At 71.1% G+C, this 20,514-nt stretch carries 19 protein-coding genes and 2 pseudogenes; 14 read left to right on the forward strand and 7 right to left on the reverse strand.

The genetic code is table 11. The features are described from left to right. Nucleotides 1-282 precede the first annotated feature (282 nt). The 4 genes from B079_RS0128410 to B079_RS0128425 are packed head-to-tail and all read left to right on the forward strand — an operon-like array spanning nucleotide 283 to nucleotide 6,692. Nucleotides 283-1,101: a glycosyltransferase family 2 protein gene (locus B079_RS0128410; RefSeq protein WP_026249168.1), complete on the forward strand. Its 819-nt coding sequence runs from the start codon at nucleotides 283-285 to the stop codon at nucleotides 1,099-1,101. Next, entirely contained in the window at nucleotides 1,098-2,192 is a 1,095-nt protein-coding gene (locus tag B079_RS0128415) for a glycosyltransferase (RefSeq protein WP_026249169.1), read from the forward strand. Before B079_RS0128410 ends, B079_RS0128415 begins: the two co-directional genes overlap by 4 nt. Beyond that, nucleotides 2,189-2,989: a polysaccharide deacetylase family protein gene (locus B079_RS0128420; RefSeq protein ID WP_018549246.1), complete on the forward strand. Its 801-nt coding sequence runs from the start codon at nucleotides 2,189-2,191 to the stop codon at nucleotides 2,987-2,989. Before B079_RS0128415 ends, B079_RS0128420 begins: the two co-directional genes overlap by 4 nt. Continuing rightward, on the forward strand, nucleotides 2,982-6,692 hold the full coding sequence (locus B079_RS0128425; protein ID WP_018549247.1) for a lipopolysaccharide biosynthesis protein: 3,711 nt from the start codon (nucleotides 2,982-2,984) through the stop codon (nucleotides 6,690-6,692). The genes B079_RS0128420 and B079_RS0128425 overlap by 8 nt, the downstream gene beginning before the upstream one ends. Before the next feature lie 23 nt (nucleotides 6,693-6,715). Here the strand turns inward: B079_RS0128425 and B079_RS0128430 are convergent, their stop codons facing one another. After that, nucleotides 6,716-8,134 carry a hypothetical protein gene (locus B079_RS0128430; protein ID WP_018549248.1) on the reverse strand — a complete coding sequence of 473 codons (1,419 nt, stop codon included), beginning with the start codon at nucleotides 8,132-8,134 and terminating at the stop codon, nucleotides 6,716-6,718. A gap of 110 nt (nucleotides 8,135-8,244) precedes the next feature. Here B079_RS0128430 and B079_RS0128435 point away from each other — a divergent pair, with 110 nt between their 5' ends. Together B079_RS0128435 and B079_RS0128440 are read left to right on the forward strand one after the other, a co-directional pair. Then, nucleotides 8,245-9,354, forward strand: a complete 1,110-nt coding sequence (locus B079_RS0128435) for a DUF5925 domain-containing protein (RefSeq protein WP_018549249.1) — start codon at nucleotides 8,245-8,247, stop codon at nucleotides 9,352-9,354. A 71-nt stretch (nucleotides 9,355-9,425) separates the two neighbouring features. Continuing rightward, nucleotides 9,426-10,196, forward strand: a complete 771-nt coding sequence (locus tag B079_RS0128440; RefSeq protein WP_018549250.1) for a DUF72 domain-containing protein — start codon at nucleotides 9,426-9,428, stop codon at nucleotides 10,194-10,196. Nucleotides 10,197-10,219: 23 nt separating this feature from the next. On the opposite strand, the gene B079_RS0128445 is transcribed toward B079_RS0128440, so the two are convergent. After that, the gene (locus B079_RS0128445; RefSeq protein WP_018549251.1) at nucleotides 10,220-10,594 is read right to left on the reverse strand and encodes a GntR family transcriptional regulator; all 375 of its coding nucleotides are present in this window, start codon (nucleotides 10,592-10,594) and stop codon (nucleotides 10,220-10,222) included. Nucleotides 10,595-10,706: 112 nt separating this feature from the next. On the opposite strand from B079_RS0128445, the gene B079_RS0128450 reads away from it, so the two are divergent. Both B079_RS0128450 and B079_RS0128455 read left to right on the forward strand, forming a co-directional pair. Beyond that, nucleotides 10,707-11,636 carry a GNAT family N-acetyltransferase gene (locus B079_RS0128450; RefSeq protein ID WP_018549252.1) on the forward strand — a complete coding sequence of 310 codons (930 nt, stop codon included), beginning with the start codon at nucleotides 10,707-10,709 and terminating at the stop codon, nucleotides 11,634-11,636. Continuing rightward, the gene (locus B079_RS0128455) at nucleotides 11,617-12,117 is read left to right on the forward strand and encodes a DUF402 domain-containing protein (protein ID WP_018549253.1); all 501 of its coding nucleotides are present in this window, start codon (nucleotides 11,617-11,619) and stop codon (nucleotides 12,115-12,117) included. The genes B079_RS0128450 and B079_RS0128455 overlap by 20 nt, the downstream gene beginning before the upstream one ends. A gap of 61 nt (nucleotides 12,118-12,178) precedes the next feature. Here the strand turns inward: B079_RS0128455 and B079_RS0128460 are convergent, their stop codons facing one another. Further along, nucleotides 12,179-12,778 (reverse strand): class I SAM-dependent methyltransferase, encoded by a 600-nt coding sequence (locus B079_RS0128460; protein WP_026249170.1) that lies wholly within the window; start codon nucleotides 12,776-12,778, stop codon nucleotides 12,179-12,181. A 220-nt stretch (nucleotides 12,779-12,998) separates the two neighbouring features. Between B079_RS0128460 and B079_RS0128465 the strand changes: the two genes are divergently transcribed. After that, nucleotides 12,999-13,898, forward strand: coding sequence for a lytic polysaccharide monooxygenase (locus B079_RS0128465; protein ID WP_018549255.1), 900 nt, complete (start codon nucleotides 12,999-13,001; stop codon nucleotides 13,896-13,898). 67 nt (nucleotides 13,899-13,965) lie between these two features. Here B079_RS0128465 and B079_RS0128470 read toward each other — a convergent pair whose 3' ends face one another. Continuing rightward, nucleotides 13,966-14,826, reverse strand: coding sequence for an esterase/lipase family protein (locus B079_RS0128470; RefSeq protein ID WP_018549256.1), 861 nt, complete (start codon nucleotides 14,824-14,826; stop codon nucleotides 13,966-13,968). A gap of 820 nt (nucleotides 14,827-15,646) precedes the next feature. Here B079_RS0128470 and B079_RS0128475 point away from each other — a divergent pair. Together B079_RS0128475 and B079_RS35340 are read left to right on the forward strand one after the other, a co-directional pair. Next, nucleotides 15,647-15,832, forward strand: coding sequence for a hypothetical protein (locus B079_RS0128475; protein WP_018549257.1), 186 nt, complete (start codon nucleotides 15,647-15,649; stop codon nucleotides 15,830-15,832). A gap of 122 nt (nucleotides 15,833-15,954) precedes the next feature. Continuing rightward, on the forward strand, nucleotides 15,955-16,641 hold the full coding sequence (locus tag B079_RS35340; RefSeq protein WP_158685058.1) for a hypothetical protein: 687 nt from the start codon (nucleotides 15,955-15,957) through the stop codon (nucleotides 16,639-16,641). Nucleotides 16,642-16,680: 39 nt separating this feature from the next. Here B079_RS35340 and B079_RS34375 read toward each other — a convergent pair whose 3' ends face one another. From B079_RS34375 to B079_RS0128485, 3 genes are all read right to left on the reverse strand, one after another. Then, a complete protein-coding gene (locus B079_RS34375) occupies nucleotides 16,681-16,944 on the reverse strand; it encodes a DddA-like double-stranded DNA deaminase toxin (RefSeq protein WP_234016890.1) in 264 nt (87 codons plus the stop codon). A gap of 376 nt (nucleotides 16,945-17,320) precedes the next feature. Continuing rightward, a complete protein-coding gene (locus B079_RS36385) occupies nucleotides 17,321-17,452 on the reverse strand; it encodes a hypothetical protein (RefSeq protein WP_018549258.1) in 132 nt (43 codons plus the stop codon). 67 nt (nucleotides 17,453-17,519) lie between these two features. After that, nucleotides 17,520-17,858: a hypothetical protein gene (locus B079_RS0128485; RefSeq protein WP_018549259.1), complete on the reverse strand. Its 339-nt coding sequence runs from the start codon at nucleotides 17,856-17,858 to the stop codon at nucleotides 17,520-17,522. A 104-nt stretch (nucleotides 17,859-17,962) separates the two neighbouring features. Between B079_RS0128485 and B079_RS36135 the strand changes: the two are divergent. From B079_RS36135 to B079_RS34385, 3 genes and pseudogenes are all read left to right on the forward strand, one after another. Continuing rightward, nucleotides 17,963-18,926, forward strand: a pseudogene (locus B079_RS36135) (replication initiator); the annotation flags it as partial. Then, nucleotides 18,926-19,150, forward strand: a complete 225-nt coding sequence (locus tag B079_RS36140) for a helix-turn-helix domain-containing protein (protein ID WP_018549261.1) — start codon at nucleotides 18,926-18,928, stop codon at nucleotides 19,148-19,150. The pseudogene B079_RS36135 and the gene B079_RS36140, both read left to right, overlap by 1 nt. Further along, a pseudogene (locus B079_RS34385) lies at nucleotides 19,150-20,453 on the forward strand (tyrosine-type recombinase/integrase). Before B079_RS36140 ends, B079_RS34385 begins: the two are co-directional and overlap by 1 nt. Nucleotides 20,454-20,514 lie beyond the last annotated feature (61 nt).

The following is a 20,514-nucleotide window of genomic DNA, read 5'->3' on the forward strand; positions in this document are numbered from 1 at the left end:
CATCGGACGGTCGCACTCGGTTCAGGGGAGGGCTCAGGACCGGCGGCATTCCGAGGCGGGGCGCGGTAGGGGGGTGCCGTGCTCGGTGACCGCTTCAGGTGACCGGGCCGGGCCGCGCGACCGGCTGCCCGCACATCGCAGACCGGCAGCTTTGCCAGCTCGTCCTCGTACACGGAAGACCACTTCGCCGTGCCCGAGGGTGAGTACCCCCCTTTCGAACCGGACACAGAGCCGGGCCGCCCAGGGGCGGGCGGTCCACCGGACGAGAGGGATCACACCGTCATGAGTTCCGTTCTGCCCATGTCCAGTCCGGGCCCCGAGCCCGTGGTCGCGGGCTCCTATCGGCCCATCTCCTCGCATCTGGCGATCACTCCGCCGGTCAGCGTGGTGATTCCCGCCATGAACGAGGCGGAGAACCTGCCGTACGTCTTCAAGACCCTGCCGGACTGGATCCACGAAGTGGTCCTGGTCGACGGCAACTCCACCGACGACACCGTGGAGGTGGCCCGTTCGCTGTGGCCCGGCGTCAAAGTCGTCGGGCAGCGCGGCAAGGGCAAGGGAGACGCCCTGATCAGCGGCTTCGACGCCTGCTCCGGCGACATCATCGTGATGGTCGACGCGGACGGCTCGGCCGACGGCAACGAGATCGTCTCGTACGTCTCCGCGCTGGTCTCCGGCGCCGACTTCGCCAAGGGCTCGCGCTTCGCCAACGGCGGCGGCACCGATGACATGACCCTGATCCGCCGGCTCGGCAACTGGGCGCTGTGCACGGTCGTCAACCGCAAGTTCGGCGCCCGCTACACCGACCTGTGCTACGGCTACAACGCCTTCTGGCGGCACTGCCTGGACAAGATCGACCTGGACTGCACCGGCTTCGAGGTCGAGACCCTGATGAACATCAGAGTGGTCAAGGCGGGCCTCAGGGTGCAGGAGATCCCGAGCCACGAGTATCTGCGCATCCACGGCGCCAGCAATCTGCGGGCGGTGCGCGACGGGCTGCGGGTGCTGCGGGTCATCCTCCAGGAGCGGTCCAACCGCCGTGCCCTGCGCCGCGAGCGCCGGGCCGCACTGGCGAACACCGTGCGGGGAGAGGTGTCTTGAGAGATCCCGGCATCTCCGTCGTGATCTGTGTGTACACCGAGGACCGCTGGGAGGACATCCTCGCGGCGGTCTCCTCGGTGCGCACACAGTCGTACCCGGCGCTGGAGACCCTCCTCGTCGTGGACCACAACCCGGCGCTGCTGGAGCGGCTGGCACGGGAGTTCAAGGACGACACCGCCGACACCGCCGACGACGCCGCAGCCGCAGCCGCAGCCGCAGCCGCAGCCGTCAACGGGGCAGCCACCGGCACCGGTTCCGTCCGTGTCCTCGCCAACGCCGGTCCGCGCGGCCTGTCTTCGGGCCGCAACACCGGCATCGCCGCCTCGCACGGCGAGGTCATCGCCTTCCTGGACGACGACGCCGTGGCCGAACGGCACTGGCTGCGCCGCTTCGCGGAGGGGTACGCCGACCCGCGCGTCCTCGCGGTCGGCGGCCGTACGGTCCCGGTGTGGGCGTCCGGGCGGCGGCCCGACTGGTTCCCGGAGGAGTTCGACTGGGTCGTCGGCTGCAGCTACCGGGGCCTGGCCCCTGGCCGGGTCCGGGTGCGCAACGTCCTCGGGGGCAACGCCTCTTTCCGGCGCACGGCGTTCGAGGCGGCGGGCGGCTTCGCCACCGGCATCGGGAGGGACGGCGACCGCCGCCCGCTGGGCTGCGAGGAGACGGAGCTGTGCATCCGCCTCACCCGGGCCCGCCCCGACGCCGTGCTGCTCGTCGACGACCGCGCGGTGATCCACCACCGGGTGCCGAGGGCCCGCGAGCGCTTCGCCTACTTCCGCACCCGCACCTACGCGGAGGGCCTGTCGAAGGCGCTGGTGGCGCGCAGCGTCGGCGCCGGGAAGGGGCTGGAGTCCGAACGGCGGTACACGACCCGGGTGTTGCCGGTCGGCGTGGTGCGCGGACTGCGGGACGCGCTGCTCGGCAGGGCGGGCGGCGCGGGCCGCGCGGGCGCCATCGTCGCGGGCGTGCTCACGGCGGCGGGCGGCTATGCGATCGGCAGTGTGCGGGCGCGGCGGGGCGCCCCGGCGTTCTCCGTGGCCCCCATCGGGGCAGGAATCACGGCGGCACCGGAGGCGAAGGGAGCGGGGGCATGAGCGGGGCGGCCGTACCGGTCCTGATGTACCACGCGGTCGCCGCCGCTCCGAACACGGCCACCCGGGCCCTGTCGGTCGCCCCCGAGGCGTTCGCCGAACAGATGGCGCTCATCGGCGACTTGGAGCTGACCCCGCTCACCACCGCCGCGCTCGCGGAGCACTGGCGCCTCAGGCGTCCGCTCCCCCGCCGCCCGGTGCTGATCACCTTCGACGACGGCTACGAGGGCGTCCACCGGCACGCCCTGCCCGTCCTCGCCCAACACGGCTTCCCCGCCACGGTGTTCGTCTCCACCGGCTGGGTCAGGGGCCGTTACGACACCGGCGGCGCCCTGGACACCATGCTCGACTGGGACCAGGTGCGGGCGCTGGCCTCCGCCGGGGTCGAGATCGGCGGCCACAGCCACAGCCACCCGCAGCTCGACCAGCTCGACGACAGCGCGCTGGAGTGGGAGCTGGCCCGCAGCACCGACATCGTCACCGGCGAACTGGGCGTGCGGCCACGGTCGTTCGCCTATCCGTACGGCTACTCCGACCGCCGGGTGCGCCGTGCCGTGCGCTCGGCCGGGTACGCCCAGGCGCTCGCCGTCGGCAACGCGCTCGCGCGGCGCGCGCAGGGTCCTTACGCCCTGCGGCGCGTCACCGTGCGCCGCGACACCGGCGTCGAGGAGTTCGAGCGGCTGGTCCAAGGGCGGGCGATCACCCGTCACTTCGCCAAGGACCGCGCGCTCAGCAAGGGTTACGCACTCGTCCGAAGAGCACGCCAGGTCCGCCGGAAGGCCATCAGCTCCCGTGTCTGACACGACGACCACCACGACCGAGCCCGCCGCGCCCGACGCCGAACCGCCGGAGCGGCCGGGCAGACGCCTGCGCCTGCCGGGCCTGAGCAGCGCGAGCGGCGGCAGTCCGCTGTTCCGCAACGCCTACGCGCTGATGCTCAACACCGGCATCTCCGCCGTCCTGGGGCTCGGCTTCTGGCTGGCCGCGGCGCGCTACTACTCCGAGTCGGCCGTGGGGCAGGGCTCGGCCGCGATCGCCGCGATGAAGCTGCTCGCCGGGCTCACGGCGGTGACGCTCACGGGCGCGCTCGCCCGCTTCATCCCGGTGGCGGGACGGCACACCGGGCGCCTCATCCTCCGTACGTACGCGGGCAGTTCACTGATCGTGGCGGGTGCGGCGGGCGTGTTCCTGCTAACGCTGAACGCGTGGGGGCCCTCGTACCGGTTCCTGCACGGGACGGTGCACGGGCTCGGCTTCGTCGCGGCCGTCGTCGCCTGGAACCTGCTCACGCTCCAGGACGGGGTGCTGACCGGGCTGCGCAGCGCGCCGTGGGTGCCGGTGGGCAACACGGTGTTCTCGGCGGTGAAGCTGGGGCTGCTGGTCGCGTTCGCGGTGGCGATCCCGGCCACCGGTGTCTTCGTGTCCTGGGTCGCGGCCATCGCCACCTCGGTGATACCGCTGGGCTGGCTGGTGTTCCGGCGCCTGGTCCCCCGGCACATCGAGGCCACCAAGGGGCACGCCAGTCCCCCGTCCCTGCGGGAGATCGGCCGGTTCCTGGCCGGGGACTACACCGGCTCGCTGTTCTCCCTCGCGGTGGTCTACCTGGTCCCGGTGATCATCGCCTCGCAGGTCAGCAGCGAGGACAACGCGTACTTCTACATCACCACCACCATCGGCGGCACGACCAATCTGCTCGCCATCAACATGGGCGCCTCGCTGACCGTGGAGGGCTCGCACGACCCGGCCCGGCTCGCGGCCAACACCCGTGCGGCGCTCAAGCGGATGGCGCGGATCATGCTGCCGATCGCGACGGTGCTGTTCGTCGGCGCCCCCTGGATCCTGGGCGTCTTCGGCGCGGGCTACGCGGACGCGGCCACCCCGCTGCTGCGCTGGTTCGCGGTCGGCGCGGTGCTGCGGGTCGTCATGGAGACGTACTTCGCGGTGCTGCGCGCACAGAGCCGTACCTCCGGACTGGCCTGGCTCCAGGGGCTGTTGTGCGTGCTGGTCCTGGGGCTCACGCTGCTGCTCCTGCCCCGGATGGGGCTGACCGGGGCGGGTGTCGCGGAGATCTCCAGCCTCGCGGTGATCGTGGCGATCGCGGCGCCGAGGCTGTGGCGGACGATCCGCTCCGGCCCGGACGACAGCCCCCCGGCGACCGCGCCCGACGGCGATCTCGCCGACCTCGGCACGCGCGAGGCGAAGGCCGTGGGCACGCCGAGGCGGCGCGGCCCGTCCTGGGCGGTGGACCACGACACGGTCGCGCTCGGGGTCCATGTGGACTTCGACCATGTGGAGCGACGGCCGGATGTGCGACCGGGGCCCGACACGCCGACGACTCCGACAACCCCGACGCCTCCGACTCCGACTCCGACGGCGGTACGGCACGAGGTCGACGCCCCGTTCGCCAAGGCACCGGTCCAGGAGAGCGGCGGCACCTCGAGCGGCACGCCCGAGTCACCGAAGGACCCCGGCCCTCCGCGCACCCGCCACGCCCCGACCCGCTCCGGGCTCCTCCTCGGCTGCCTCCTCATCGCCGCGCTGCTCCTGTACTGGGTGCCCGCGCTCCGCCTGGACGACGCCGATCTGGACGCGATGGGCGGGCTCGGCCTCGTCTCCGTGCTCCCGCTGCCGACGCTGGCCGGGGCCGCGCTGCTGGTGACGGTGTTCGCCGTACTGCTGTGGCTGCGCCGGGAGCACCGGGCCCTGCTGCTGATCACCCTGCTCGCGACCGTGATCAGCCTGCACGCGCTGCCCGCCGTGATCGAGAGCGCACCGCGCTTCCCCACGGCCTGGCAGCATCTGGGCTTCCTGGACTACATCGACCGCACCGGTTCCGCCGTGCCCGACCTGGACGCCCGCTGGAGCTGGCCGGGCTTCTTCGCGGTGACGGCGTTCGTGGCGCGGGCGTGCGGGGTGAGCGATCTGACGGAGGTCATCCGCTGGTGGCCGACCGTCATCCAACTCGCCTATCTGGCCCCGATGTTCCTGCTGACCCGCTCACTGCGGGCGAGCTGGCGGGCCAAGTGGACCGGCGTGTGGCTCTTCGTCCTGGCGGGCTGGGTGGGACAGGACTACTTCTCCCCGCAGGGCTTCACCTATCTGCTGTATCTGGCGTTCGCGGCGATCCTGCTGGTCTGGTTCCGCCCCCCGCACGTCATCTGGACACGGCTGCGCCCGGGCGAGGCCGAGGTGGAACCCACCGACCGGCGTCAACGGGCCGTGCTGCTCCTGGTGTTGACCGGCCTGTTCGCGGCGAGCGTCCCGGCCCACCAGCTGACCCCGTTCGTGATGCTCGGCGTGGTCGCCGTCCTGGTCGTCCTGGGCCGGTGTGAACTGCGCGGTCTGCCGCTGCTGTTCGCGGTGGTCGTCGTGGCGTGGCTCGGGTTCATGGCGGAGCCGTACTGGTCCGGGCACTTCGACGACCTCTTCGGCGGTCTCGGCGGGGTCGGCGGCAATGTGTCCAGCTCGGTCTCCGGCCGTATCCAGGGCGGGAGTTCGGTCCACAAACTGGTCCTCTACACCCGGGTGCTGCTGGCCGGTTCGGTGCTGGCCCTCGCCTGCTGGGGCTGGTGGCGCAGGCGTGAACACCGCTACCGTGAGCGCTCGTTGCTGGTCCTTGCCTTCGTACCGTTCCTGGGCTTCGGGATGCAGTCGTACGGCGGCGAGATGGCGCTGCGCGTCTTCATGTTCGCGCTGCCGGGCGCGGCCCTGCTCGGCGCGCTCGCCCTCTTCCCGCGCACCGGCGCCACCGCCGAGGAGCGCGAGAAGGACCGGGTGAGCCTCGCCCCGCTGGCCGCGCTGCTCGCCGGGCTGCTGCTGATCGGCGGCTTCCTGGTGGCCCGTTGGGGCAACGAGACCTTCGAGCGGACCCGTCCCGGCGAGGTCGCGGCGATGAACTGGGTGTACGCCCACGACAAGCCGACCGTACGGCTGCTGTGGCTGAGCAACGACCCGGTGAACGATGTGACCCCGGCGCTGCCCTGGGGTGCGCGGGACATGGAACGGGTGAACTATCTGCCGACCCTGGCACCGCCCGACCCGGTGCTGGTGTCCGGCCTGGTCACAGCGCTCAAGGACGCGGGCCCCAACTCGTATCTGATGGTCAACGAGAGCCAGGTCCGCTATCTGGAGCTGGACTCGGGCTACTCGGCGAGCTGGGAGTCCCGGTTGCTGGCCAACCTGGACGCGCGGCAGGAGCTGCGCCGCGTCCTGGTCAACGACGACGTGACGGTGTACGCGCTGCGCGAGCGGCCTGCGGGCGCGGTGCCGGATCCTGACCCGGGTCCGATCGGGCCGCAGATCACCTGGACGGCGTGGTCGGTGGTGGGCGCGCTCGCGGCGGTCCTGCTGATCCTGCTGCTGACCACGCGCGAGGTCATCCGGGTCGCGATGCGGCCGAGCGTGCGTCAACTGCGGCTGCTGCAGACGGGCTTCTGGTTCTCGCTGCCGCTGCTCGCGGTGTTCCTCGCGTCGCTGGTGCAGCGGTTTTTGACGATGAGCTGAGGTGCCCTACGAGGTGAAGTGGCTCACCGTTTCAGCCACTTCACCTCGTAGGCGCCCATCGTGAAGCGCTTGCCGTCCACTTCGGCGCTGATCGACCGGTCGAGGGTGTTGACGACCAGGACCGTACGGTCGCTGGCGAGGACTCGTACGTTGGGCCGGTCGTCGCGGGCGACGGAGACCGTCTCGTACCGGGTGCCGGGCGGGAAGGCCGCGTGGAAGCGGGAGAGCAGGCCGTACATGGGCAGGGGCCGGCCGCCGTCCGCCTCGCTCGTCGGGGTCCACAGGCAGCCCGCGCAGTCGGTGCCGCTCTTCTTCTCGGGGTTCCAGTAGAAGGCGGAACCGGCGCCGCCGTCGACCATGCTCATCAGGGCGGTGGCGTGGACGGCGATCCGGTGGTCCTCGGACCAGCCCTCGCGCCGGTCGTCGGCGTCGGCGGGCTCGACGTAGTACTCGGCCCACCACAGCGGCAGGTCGTGGGTCTGGCGGCGCAGCCATGCGCTGACGTCGGTGAACTTGGCGGTGGCGGCGAACTCGTCGGGGAGGAACTTCTCGTCGTTGGTGTAGCTGGAGCCGTCCACGACCACGAAGTCGGCGCCCGCCTTGTGGGTGTTCCAGTAGCGGAAGGCGTCCAGGACCCGCTGGTCCATGGCGCCCCAGTCGCCGCGCAGGGTGTCGGAGGCGTGCTGCTGTCCGGCGCGGACGCTGTCCATCACCAGATAGGGGCCGCCGACCATGATGTCGGGGTTCACCTTCTTCAGGGCGCCGTAGACGAGGTTGTACATCTTCGTGTAGCCCTCGTAGTCCCAGCGGCCCGCGGAGTCGTTCCAGAAGCCCTTGAACTCGTTCCACACGACGAAGTGGCGTACGTCGGGGTAGCGGCGGGCGACCGTGGCGGCGAGCCTGGCGAAGTCCGCGTAGTGGTCCGGGGTGGGGGCGGTCTCCAGGGCGGACTGGCTCCAGTCGGTGCGCCCGGCGCCCGCCTTGCCGCCCTTCATCCAGTCCGGCGAGCAGCACAGCGTGATCACGGGCGTGCCGTGGGAGGCGCGGACGAAGTCGATGCGGCGGTCCAGCGCGCCGAAGTCGTAACGCCCCTTCACCGGCTCGGGGTTGTCGGCGCCCCAGCCCATGATGGCCTGGTCCTGCGGCAGGCCGCCGTCCCCGGCGAGCAGCTTCTCGACCCGCCCGGTGGCCGCGCCGCCCCGGTCCGCGCTGTACTGGGTATGGGTGAAACCCCAGCCCACGGACGGCTGCGGACGCCCGGCCGGGGTGGCGGGCGTGCCGTGCACCCGGTCGCCCTCGCGCGAGGTGCCGGAGGTGTCCGCGCCGCGCCCGGGAAGCGTGCTCAGCAGCGTCACCATCAGGGCGAGGGCGAGCACGCCCGCGCCGAGCAGCGCGGTGAGCCGCCACCGCCGATCCCCCGTGTACCACCCATGACGTGCCATCAGGACCACAGTAACGGCGGAATCGGGGCGTCGGGCAGGTCTGGGGAACACCCTCCGGGAAGGGGCGGAAATGCCGTGCGCGGAGGGCATCCGTGACAGATCATGGCGGCATGTCCGCCAACCCACACGACGCCCTGCCGATCCGGCTCAATGTCGACGACTCCGACTCGCCCTCCGACGTCGTCGACGCGCTGTTCCTCGGCCGTTTCGCGACGGGCGAGCAGCCGTACTCCCACGCGGCCAACATCGAGCGGGTGCGCTCCGGCGCGACCCTGCTGCCCGAGGGCGCCCGCGTGCTGCGGGTCGCCCGTGACGAGGACCGCAGCGCGACCCTCGCGGAGGGCGACGGCTGGACCCTGCTGGTCTCGCGCTGGAACCGGGGCGCGGACGTGACCGTGACCGCGACCACCGCGGACCTGGCCCAACAGATCCTCGGCCAGGCCACCGACGGCGCGGCCGACGAGCCCGAGCCGCAGCCGGAGAACGTCACCATGGGCTTCTGGTACGTCTCCCCGAGGCGCGGCCCGCACCGCACCACCCGCCAGATCTCGGCGGGCACCTGGGAGGAGGTGCGGTCCAACTACACCGCGCCGGTGGCCTCCGCGATGGACCGCCTGATGAAGACGACCCCGGAGGACATCGCCGGGCGGCTGCTCCTGCTGCACGGCCCGCCGGGCACCGGCAAGACCTCGGCGCTGCGCACCCTGGCCCGCTCCTGGCGGGACTGGTGCCAGGTGGACTGCGTGCTCGACCCGGAGCGGCTCTTCTCCGACGTGGGCTATCTGATGGACATCGCGATCGGCGAGGAGGACGGCACGGGCAAGGGCCGCTGGCGGCTGCTCCTGCTCGAGGACTGTGACGAGCTGATCCGGGGCGAGGCCCGGCACACGGCGGGCCAGGCGCTGTCCCGGCTGCTGAATCTGACCGACGGCCTGCTCGGCCAGGGGCGCAACGTCCTGGTGGGCGTCACCACCAACGAGGACCTGGAGCGGCTGCACCCCGCCGTGGTCCGGCCAGGGCGCTGTCTGGCCCGCATCGAGGTCGGCCCGCTGACCCGCCCGGAGGCGATGGACTGGCTGGGCGCCGAGGGCCCGGAGCACGACAGCGCGGTCGGCCGGGAGGGCGCGACCCTGGCCGAGCTGTACGCGCTGCGCCGGGGCACGGGGCCGACGTCGGTGCCGGGGGCGCGGGAGGGGGCGGACGCGGGGCTGTATCTGTAGCGGCGCCCTCGGTGACGGCCCATGCCGGGGCCCCGCCGGTACGCTCCGCGTTTCGGTGCTTTCATGGACATATGACCCTGTTCGTCGGCACGTCGGGGTGGCAGTACAAGAGCTGGCGGGGCGTGGTGTACCCGACGGGCTGCCCGGCGCGGCTGTGGCTGGAGGAGTACACCAAGCTGTTCGCGACGGTGGAGCTGAACAACGCCTTCTACCGGCTGCCCTCCCGCGAGAACTTCGCGTCCTGGCGGGAGCGGGTGCCGGAGGGCTTCGTGGTCGCGGTCAAGGCCAGCCGCTATCTGACCCACATCAAGCGGCTGCGCGACCCCGAGGAACCGGTGCACCGGCTGATGAGCCACGCCGAGGGCCTGGGCGACCGGCTGGGCCCCGTCCTGCTCCAGCTGCCGCCGACCCTGCGCGCCGACCCGCCGCTGCTGGACGCGTGTCTGGCCTGTTTCCCCAAGGGCACGCGGGTCGCGGTCGAGCCGCGCCACGAGTCCTGGTGGACGCCCGAGACGAAGGGCGTCCTGGAGGCCCGGGGCGCGGCGCTGTGCTGGGCGGACGTGCTGTCCCGCCCGGTCACCCCGCTGTGGCGCACCACCGACTGGGGGTACGTCCGCTTCCACCGGGGCCGCGCCCGTCCCTGGCCGCGCTACGGGCACACCGCGCTGGAGAGCTGGGTGCAGCGCATCGCCTCGACGTGGGACGACACGGACGACGTGTACGCGTACTTCAACAACGACCCGAGGGGCGCGGCGGTGAAGGACGCCGCGGAGTTCGGCGCCCTGGCCCGCACGGCGGGCCTGCCGGTGACCCGGACGCCGGAGCCGACGGCACGGCGCTAGCGGACGCCGCCCCCGCCGTGGTCTCAGCCCCGCTCGCCGTAGGCCGCGCGCAGGGCGTCCCGTACGGCGGCCAGGGCCTCGTCCTCCGGGAGACCGAGCCGGTGCGCGCGCTCCGCGTACGCCTGGGCGGCCGACGCGGCCTCCTTGCTCGCGGCGGAACCCGCGGCGGCGACGTACGTGCCGTTGCGCCCGCGGGTCTCGATCACCCCGTCGGCCTCCAGCGCGCGGTAGGCCTTGGCGACGGTGTTCACCGCGAGCCCCAGGGACTCGGCCAGGCCCCGCACGGTCGGCAGCCGGTACCCCACCGGGAGCACCCCCGCCCGTGCCTGCTCGGAAATCTGCGCGCGCACCTGCTCGTAGGGCGGCGCGCCGTCATCGATGTGGATCTTCAGGCTCACCCCCCGATTGTCCCGCACGCGCGGCGGGGTGCGGCGGGTGCGGAACGCGTCCCGCCCGCACGCCGAAAATTGGGAGGCGCCGTCGCCCCGCGTGCTCGTAGCGTGCCTGCCCATGACCGTTCTCGTACGTGATCTGCGTCCGGACGTCCCCGCCGACCCGGAGGGCTTCGTCCACGTCCGACGGCTCGCCCTGCCGTACGTCCTGTTCACCCCGGAATCCGTCCGCCACGTGGTCGCCCGCATCCACCCGGCCGCCCACTACCGCGCGCTCGTCGCCGAGGAGGACGGCGAGGTGATCGGCACGGCCCAGGTGAGCGTCGCGCACGAGGGCACCGAGCCGGGCCAGGGATATGTGAACGTGTACGTCCATCCCGGCCGGACCGGGCGCGGCGCGGGCACGCTGCTCCTGGAGACCGGGGAGGCGCATCTTGCGTCCGTCGGCGCGACCAGGGCCTATTCCTGGGTTCTCGACACCCCCGGCAACCGCGCCTTCGCCGAGCGGCGCGGCTACGCCGAGGGCCACACCGCCCACTTCCTGCGCCGCGACCTGACCGCCGACGACCTCCCCGCGCCGCCCGCGACCCCGCCCGGCGTGGAGCTGCGCACGGCCGCCGACTTCGCGGCCGATCCCCGGCCGCTGTTCGAGCTGGACGCGGAGACCTCGTCGGACGAGCCGAGCGCGGTGACGGTGTCTCTCTCGGACTACGCGGCGTGGCGGGAGGAGACGTGGGAACATCCGCTGCTGGACCGCGAGTTGACCATGGTCTGCGTGGCCGACGGACGCCCGGTCGCGTTCACCGCGGCCCGCACCGACGGCGCCGGCCGCTACCTCACCGCCATGACCGGCACCGCGCGCTCCCACCGGGGCCGCGGGCTCGCCAAGCTGGCCAAGACGCACTCCCTGCACCGGGCCCGCGCGGCCGGTGTCACCGAGGCGTTCACCGGCAACGACGCGACCAACGGGCCGATGCTCGCCATCAACAAGTGGCTCGGCTACCACAAGTGCGCGACGGAGGTGCAGTATGTCCGCGAACTCGTCTGACAGCGCGGGCGTGTTGGAGGTCGTCCTGACCAAGGCGGCCCGTACGAAGGTCCGTTACCCGGCGGTGCTCCTCTCCGACGACGGCACCCGGCTGACCGTCCGCGCCCCCTGGGCGGGCGAGGGCGTCCGCGACTTCGGCTTCGTGCGCTTCGAGCCGGGGGACGTGTTCACCGAGTACTACTGGCGCGACCGGTGGTACGCGGTGAAGGAGGTCCGCGCCGGGGACGGCACGCTGAAGGGCTGGTACTGCGACATCACCCGCCCGGCGGTCCGCTCCGGCGCCGAACTGACCGTCGAGGACCTGGATCTGGACCTCTGGCGGTCGGCCGACGGCACGGACGTACGGCGCCTGGACGAGGGCGAGTTCGCCGCGAGCGGCCTGGCGGAGTCGGACCCGGAGGCGGCGGCTGCGGCCGTGTCGGCCTTGGCCGCGCTGGAGGCGCTGGCCCGGACGGACGGCTTCGGCGCCCTCCTGGCCTGAGCCGAGGTCCTGAGCCGTGGGCGAGGCCGGGGCTGGGCGGGTCATCTCCGGCCAGGGCGGCTCACACCCTCCCCACCACCGCGTACCGCTCGTCGTCCACGGCCTTCCCCCACAGCAGCGGATCGCCGGACAGCGGCTCCACCCGCACGTCCCGTACGACCGGCTCCAGCGACGCGGCGAGCCGGTCGGCGGGTATCCCGGTCGGGGAGACCGTCCCCCACACCCCCTCGACCAGCACGAACCGCCCACCGGGCCGCAGCAGTTCACGCCAGCGGCGCAGCACCTTCTCCGGCTCGGGCAGCGCCCACAGCACATGCCGGACGAGCACCACGTCCGTACTCCCCTCCCCTACCGGCGGCTCGGCGGCATCCCCTCGCAGCACGGCCGCGTCGCGTCCGGCGAGCTTGGCGCGGGCCAGCTCGACCATGGCGGGAGAGGAGTCGACCGCCGTCACCCGGTGCCCCTGCTCGGCTGCGAGCAGCGCGAGACTCCCGGTGCCGCAGCCGAGGTCGAGCACGTCGGCGGGGCGTATGGGCAGCCACTCCCGCAACCGCGCGTCCCAGGCGGCCCGCACCTCGGGCGCGCGCAGCCCGTGATCGGGCTCCTCGTCGAAGGAGGCAGCCCTCACGTCCCAGTCCACCGGCCCACCCACGTCACTCATGCCCGCAGCATGGCACCCCCCACTGACAACGCCCCCGGACCGGCCCGGGGCCCCGCTACCTGAGCCCAGCCTGAGCACGTCCTTAAGGCGACCATAAAGATCGGCCCCGACCGCCCACACGCGGCCAACTCGCCCGCGTACACGGCTAGTTTCGGATCACACCCCCCACGGAAGCCGGGCCGTCCGGCAGCCGGACGACGCGATGCCGCGAGGAGTCCCGATGCCCTTCCCCACGCCCTCGGCTCACCCCGGGCCGGGGATGTCCCGGCTGCGCGTGGCCGCGGCCGTGGCCGTGCTCGGACTCACCCCGCTCACCCTCGCCGCCGCCCCCGCGTCGGCACACGGCTCGGGTCACGACTCGGGGCGCGGCTCGACGTCCGGTTCCGGTTCCTGGGGCGCCGACCTGTGCGGCACGCGGAACGGGGAGTTTGGGGGACTCGACCTGGTCGGCACCGACTGGCCGACACCCCGGGTGCACAGCGGGCCGTACACCTTCACGTACCGGGTGACCACGCACCACCAGGGGCGCCTCAAGGTGTACGTGACGACGTCCGGCTACGACCCGGCCCGGCCCCTGACCTGGTCCGCGCTGGATCTGGCGCACCCGGTCGCGTGGACTGCGGACGCGACACCCTCGGACGGCGTCTACACGGTCACGGGCACGCTCCCCGAACGCACCGGCCGCCAGGTGCTGTACGCGGTGTGGCACCGCGCGGACGGCTCGCAGGTGTTCCGCTCCTGCGCGGACGTGGACTTCGGCGGTACGACTCCCCCGCCGTCCCCGGCGCCGACGCCCCACCAGGCGGCCCCGGTTCCCACTCTCCCGGCGCCAACTCCCGTCGCGTCCAAGGAGATACGGGTCGCGGCGGAAGCGGTCACCCCGACGGCCGGGCGACGCGAGCGGCACGAGCGCAAGGCCCCCGACCGAGCCACGACCCCATCCCCCACCACCAACTCCCCTGTCACCACGGTGACATCGCCGTATCTCGCCGACACGGGAGCCGCCCCGCACACCTCGTACGGGGCGGTCGTCGGGGCCGGGGTGCTGGCCCTCGGTTCGGCGGCGCTGTTCCTCTCGGTGCGGCAGCGCTCGACGGGCCGGGAGCGGGGCGGGCGCTGAGCGGCGGCGCGCGCGGTACGTGCCGGGTCCTGTCCGGCGGCTCAGGTCGGACAGGACCCGGCGGCGGTCAGCTGAAGACCGACGCGCAGGTGGTGGCGGTGGCGTGCGCCGGGTCGAGGGCGTTGGCGACCTCGTGGAAGGCGATGCGGTCGATCAGGCCGATCGCGACGTGTTCGGACAGGTCGAGCGGGCAGAGGTCCTGGAGCAGGACGTTGCGGACGTCGGAGCCGGTCAGGTACTGGCTGCGCCAGGGCGTGACGACCTCGTCGTACTGGGTGGCGATGACCGTGTAGTGCACGCCGGGGACGGTGTCGCCGCCCGCGTTGAGCTTGGTCAGGAAGGCCGAGCCGCTGATCTGGTCGGCGAGGCCCGGGGTGGTGGCCTTGATCAGGTTCTCGGCGCCGGGGAAGTACGGCAGCAGGTTGGTCAGACCGCCGAGGTTGGTCCCGTGGTTGCTGGGGGCGATGCCGACGAGGGCGTTCACCTTGGGGGCTCCGCCGAGGAACTTCAGGTAGTAGCGCGGCATCATGCCGCCCTGGGAGTGCCCGACGAGGTCGGCCTTGCCCGCGCCGGTGGCGGCGAGCACCTTGTCGACGAAGGCGGACAGCTGCTCGGCCGACTTGTCGATGGGGCCGAGGCCGTAGAAGAGGGGGACGCCGGGGAGCTGGCCGTAGTCGAGGGAGTAGACGCAGTACCCGCGGGTCTTCAGGTACGGCGCGAGGCCGAGCCAGTTGTCGACGGAGTTGCCGAGGGTGCCGTGGACGAGGACGACGGGGCGCGGGTGGGCGGCGGAGGGCTTGCAGGAGTAGTCGTTCCAGCCGGAGCTGGGCGCGGTCGCGGCGTGGGCGGTGGCGGCGGGGACGGTGGCGAGCGCGGCGGCCAGGAGCAGCGCGGCGAGCGGTCTGAACGCTCGCTTCCAGGGCAGCATCGTGTGATCTCCTTGCGGCTCAAGGGGGGTGCACGGCTTAACCCTGTGATCCGGATCACGGGATGCTGGTTCACTCGTCAAGTTACGGACGAGTAGTGCAACTGTGAAGTTACGCGTCGGTAAAAAGTTCCATCACGCACCAGACACCCACGCACACTGAGGAACCATCACCACCCCACCTGGACCCGACCATAAAACTCCAGCCACTCCCAAATCACCCACAACACGCGTAACTCCCCACACTCAGACCCCAAGCGTCCCCCGAAATCACCACACGGGGCCCGAACTTGACCCGCCCACGGGATCGAAGGCGAGCTGAGGGGTGGCGCGTTCGGCGAGGCCCAGCGACTCGTACATGCCGCAGGCGGCCCTTGCGAGGGCGCCCCCGCAAGGGTGCAGGAACGCATCACGGTGGAGCGGCCGACGTAGCCCCCAATGAGGATCAGGCTCCGGCAGCCCCGTCCGACCCCGCACAGCCGAACCCCCAGCTCACCAGCAGGGCCCCGCGATACCGGTCAGCATCCAACCCATCGGCACCAAAGCCCCGTTCCACCACGAGAGACCGAACCCCCTCGTTCGGCACGACCCACCCCCGGCCGATCCCCGCAGCCCCCGAACCGCACGAACACCGACCAACCGCCGAAGAGCGGAGGCAGTCGCGGCGGCACCCCACCCCAGAGCGCCAAGACCACACCTCTCAACGCACCAGCGCAGCCGACCTCACCACGCTCCTCCGCGATGCCGACCTCCGCCGCATCCGCTTCCACGACCTCAGGCACTCAATCGCGACCTACTCCTGGAACAGGGAGTCGAACTCGCCATGATCAAGGAACTCCTCGGCCACGCCCACATCGGCGTCACCGCCACCGTCTACGCCCACGTCCGACTCCGCCTCCAGCGGGACGCCGCCAACACCCTCAGCACCGCGCTCGACGGTCCTGCTGGCCACGATCCGACCCGCGACGACGGCAACGACCCGCCACTGTACGGAGCCCTCGTTCTCTGACGTTGCCGTCGACTACTGCCGTCACGACCCACGGGAGCCCCACCAATGGGGCTCCCGTTTTGCTTTAGCGATTTGCCGATCAGTCCCCGTCGACGCCCGGCACGTAGCGCATAATGTCTCACATGAACTCTCTCGCCCTCACGGACAGACCGGACCTGCTGCGATTTCTGCGGAGGTGGTACGGCGCCCCGAAATCACCCAATGTGAGACTGGGGGAATCGCCTGATGCACCCAGGGAGCTTGTCGAGTGGCATGAAATCTCTGCCCAGTGGGGCGGGGAGATCACTTCACACAACTACGCCATCCCCCTCACGGAACTCGTAGCAGAAGACGGAATGATTCCGTTCTGGGTTGAGAACCAAGGAATTCGGGTTTGGGCATTCGACCCGAAAAGTGAAGATCGCTCCGTGTATGAGCGAGAGCCGTCCGATGAACCGACCCCGTGGCGACAGACGGGCGAGCAGCTCTCAGATTTCTTGATTCACGCCACAATCCTGGAGGCAATCCTGGGGGCTCCTGCGACGAAAGTCGCGCAAGGAGTCCCGGCAGATTGGCTCTGGTCTCGGGAAGGAAGCCATGAGCTCCCCTTCCCTGCGTGGAACTGGCCGGCCAACGATTCGCGCATCCTTCTCGGCGAGAGCTGGCTGGCTCTCGTCCACCCGAGCGACGATGCCGACGAAGGTCATGACATCACCCTGGCAGCAAGAGCGCCAGGTGATCTCTCTTGGGCGGAGAATATGCCAGGAGTCAAGTGGCGCTCATACTCCGATGCTCAGGAATACACAACCGATGAGCCACTGCCCTGGTAGGCAGTGAAACACGAATCGGCCGCCGATTCCTTTCCTAACTCAGTCAGGAAGTCCCGTGAATTTTTCAGTCCTACGCGGTGAGATCACCCACAGCTGAGCACCTTCGGGCAGCATGTCAGGCAATGTACTTCTGCATGTTCCGCAGGCCCCCGTCGGGTAGTCGATGTAGAGCACGGCCTTTCTGACACCCGGGTTCATACGCAAGAACGCTGCTGCGTGAGTCTCCACGTGCTCCCCGTTGGCCTTCGTGCGACCTGGGAGGTTCTTGAGAAGTCCAGACTGACCGCCTGGACCACTGATCATCGGCAGTTGATCACCCCCGACATCAAGAATCCCCACAGTGCGCCGGGGGTAGTCCTTCTGCAAATCCTTCAGGGATGAGCCGCAGTTGCTGTTGTGAACGAGAACCGGAGTCTCGCCCGCCAGCACATAGTACGTGCGCTATGCGACCCCGCTCTACCTGCTTCTTTGCAGGTCAGGTTCCACTGATGTCCGTGCTTGTACGGGGAAATCCGTGGGTGTTGCCGTCGCTACTGCCGTCAACGCCTCGGGGGCACACGATTGCGCTGCCGCTGCCTGGTGTCGGTGCATCGGAAATCTACTGCCACGCGCCGGGCTGCGCACGGACGAGGGCGCGGACGGTCTGTTCGTACAGTTCGTGGCCGCTCTGGGCGCAGTGCTAGGCGATCCAGCGGGTCAGCTCGTCCGGGGTGTACAGCGTGCCTGACGTGGCACCGCAGTTGCGCTCTTCGCCGGTGACGCAGACCGCCTCGACGGTCGGCAGCGCCAGAGGGTCGGGGACGGTGGTCACGTGGCACTCGCGGAAGCGGTAGCGCCCCCGAGAGGCATTGCGTACTGGTGCACTGGCGTTCGGAGAGTCAGGCATCCTCGGTCGCCTCTTCTTGATCAGGGATGCGCTGTCCGCGCGAGTCCGCGACCCTGAGCACGTCCGCCAGGGCTTCTGTCAACCGGCAGGCCAGCCAGCGGTATTCGGTCGCCGACAGGGTTTTCGCACCGGGCGCCATGGCGGCGCGGGCGTACTCCAACACCTCCTGGCCCATGCTGAGCTGTACCGTCTCGATGCTGTCGGCGAGGGCGGAGAGGTAGCCCCGGCCATCGGTGCTCAGGTAGCAGGGCTTCCCCTCCGGGCTGGTCCACGGCAGTAAGCGGGGACCTCCCCCACCCGACGCGGCGTCGTACAACTCTCTGCGACGCATGCGGTCGGCATCGCTCCTGGGCTGGCTCACTGGGCACCCCCGGCCTGGGTCACTGATCGTGGACACAGTGACCGGTAGGCACTGACTGATCGTCACCCCAGGCGCCGCTGAATCCGGCGACGTACGACTACGCGGGCGCAGTCCTGTTTAATGCCCACGCCTCCGCCCTGTGGGCCCGCTTCACCACGTACCTGCGCCGCGAGATCGCCGCCCGACTCGGCATGACCCAGAAAGCCGCCCGCGCAGTCCTGCGGGTCTCCTTCGCCAAGGTCGCCGAGTACCAGCAGCGCGGTCTGGTCCACTTCCACGCCGTCATCCGACTCGATGGCCCGGACGGCACCAGCCAGTCCCCGCCGCCGTACGCCACCAACGCTGTGCTCGCCGACGCCGTACGCGCCGCCGCTGCACGGGTCCGCGTCACGGTCGAGTCGGATGCGGTCGGGGAACGCGAACTCGCCTGGGGCGAACAGTTCGACGTACGCGCGATCACAGCCTTCGGCACTGACGCCGAGTTCACCGACCAGGCTGTAGCCGCCTACGTGGCGAAGTACGCCACCAAATCCGCCGACGCCTCCGGCACCCTCGACCGCGCCCTGTTCTGCCGCCCCTGCCAGGGACACGGCGCCACCCTCCTGCCCCACGGAACCCCGCTCCCCTGCACCGCCTGCGACGGCACCGGACAGGCCCGTCCCCTGCCCCGGCTCGCCGTCGCCCGGCCACGTCCGGCAGATGATCCGCACCTGCTGGGACCTGGGCAGTCTGCCAGAATTCACCGGCCTCAAGCTCCGGAAGTGGGCGCACATGCTCGGCTTCCGGGGCCACTTCTCCACCAAGTCCCGCAGCTACTCCACCACCTTGGGCGCGCTGCGCGACGCCCGCCGCACCTGGCGGTACGAACAGGCCCGCGCCCATGCCGCCCTGCCCCATCTCGACCCGACGACCACGCTCGTCGTCGGCCGCTGGGACTACCTCGGCTCGGGCTACAGCTCCGGCGCCGCGCTCCTCGCGGCAGGCGTATGGCACCGCAGGGAACTGGAACGGCAGTTCGCGGCCGAAGGGGGCTGCTGATGATCTCGCCCCCGCCAACCGTCCTCCGCACGGAGGCGACCCCTGTCCTGGATCTGCTCACGGTGCCCCAGGTGATGGTCCGACTCCAGCTCGACCGCTCCGCCGTCTACGACCTGCTCCGCACCGGCCAACTCGCCTCGATCACCCTCGGCCGCGCCCGCCGCATCCCCACCCGCGCCCTCACCGACTTCATCCGCACCCGCCTCGAACAGGACGTCGCCTGATGACCACACCCCGCGACACCCCCCTCCCGCCGCGTCCGCGCCAACGGCGAAGGGACCGTCTACGAGCGCAAGGACAGCCGCTGGGAGGCCGCCGGATACGTCCTCGCCCCCGGCAACACCCACCGCCGCGTCCGCGTCTACGGCACCACCCGCAAGGAAGCCGTGGCCAAGCTCACCGAGAAGATCGCCGCCAGCAACCGCGGCCTCCCCATCCCGTCCGCGCAGGGAAGCCTGGCCGCGTACCTGACGTACTGGCTCGACGCTGTCGCCGTCCATCAGCTCCGTGAGAACACGCACACCCGCTATACCGCCGTCACCCGGCTTTACCTCATCCCCGGACTGGGCAAAAGGAAGCTTGCCAAGCTCACCGCCAAGGACGTCCGTACCTGGCTCAACCAGCTCCGCACCACCTGCCAGTGCTGCACCCACAGCCTCGACACCGCTCGCGATGAGCCCCTCTGCTGTGCCGCCGGAAAGTGCTGTTCCAAGCAGCTCTCGCCCCTGACCCTGGCCTACGTGCACTCAGTCCTCAAGTCCGCCCTGGAGCACGCCGTGCGTGAGGAGGAGATCCCGCGCAACGTCGCCCGCAACGTCCGCACCGGCACACCCCGCCCCGCCGCTTCGAACCCCTCACTGCCGACGAAGCCCGCGAGTTCCTGGCCGCCGCCAACGGTCACCGGTTGCAGCCGCTGTTCGAACTCGCTCTGCACACTGGCCTCCGCAAGGGCGAACTCCTCAGCCTGCGCTGGGAAGACCTCGACCTGGCCGGCGGAACCGCCAGCATCCGACGCACCCTCCAGCGCACCAACTCCGGTAGCCTGACCGCCCTCCCGACCAAGACCAAGAGCTCCGAACGGCGCATCGCCCTGCCGACGCCGTGCCAGCGCTCCCTCGAACAGCACCGCGACCGACAGCGCAAGGAACGCGAGGCGGCGGGGACGGGCTGGAAGGACAGCGGCTACGTCTTCACCCGCCTCGACGGCGCCCCGATCGAAGGGTCCACCCTCACCCGGCACTTCAACATCCTGCTCCGCCAGGCCAGACTCCGCCGCGTCCGGTTCCACGACCTCCGCCACTCGGCGGCCACCCTCCTCCTGGAGCAAGGAGTGGAACTCGTCGTTATCAGGAGCTGTTGGGTCACGCCCACATCGGCGTCACCGCCACCGTCTACGCCCACGTCCGACTCCGCCTCCAACGCGACGCCATAGACCTCCTCGGCCACGCCCTCCGCAACCCTGCGGAGATCACCCGCGGTCCCGACAACAGCGAGGAACCACCCCTCGTGGGAGCCGCCGTCCGCTGACGTTGCCGTCAACTACTGCCGTCAACCACCCCAGAAGCCCCGCCAGGACTCACCTGACGGG

Source organism: Streptomyces sp. LaPpAH-108, assembly GCF_000373625.1.
Classification (GTDB): Bacteria; Actinomycetota; Actinomycetes; order Streptomycetales; family Streptomycetaceae; genus Streptomyces.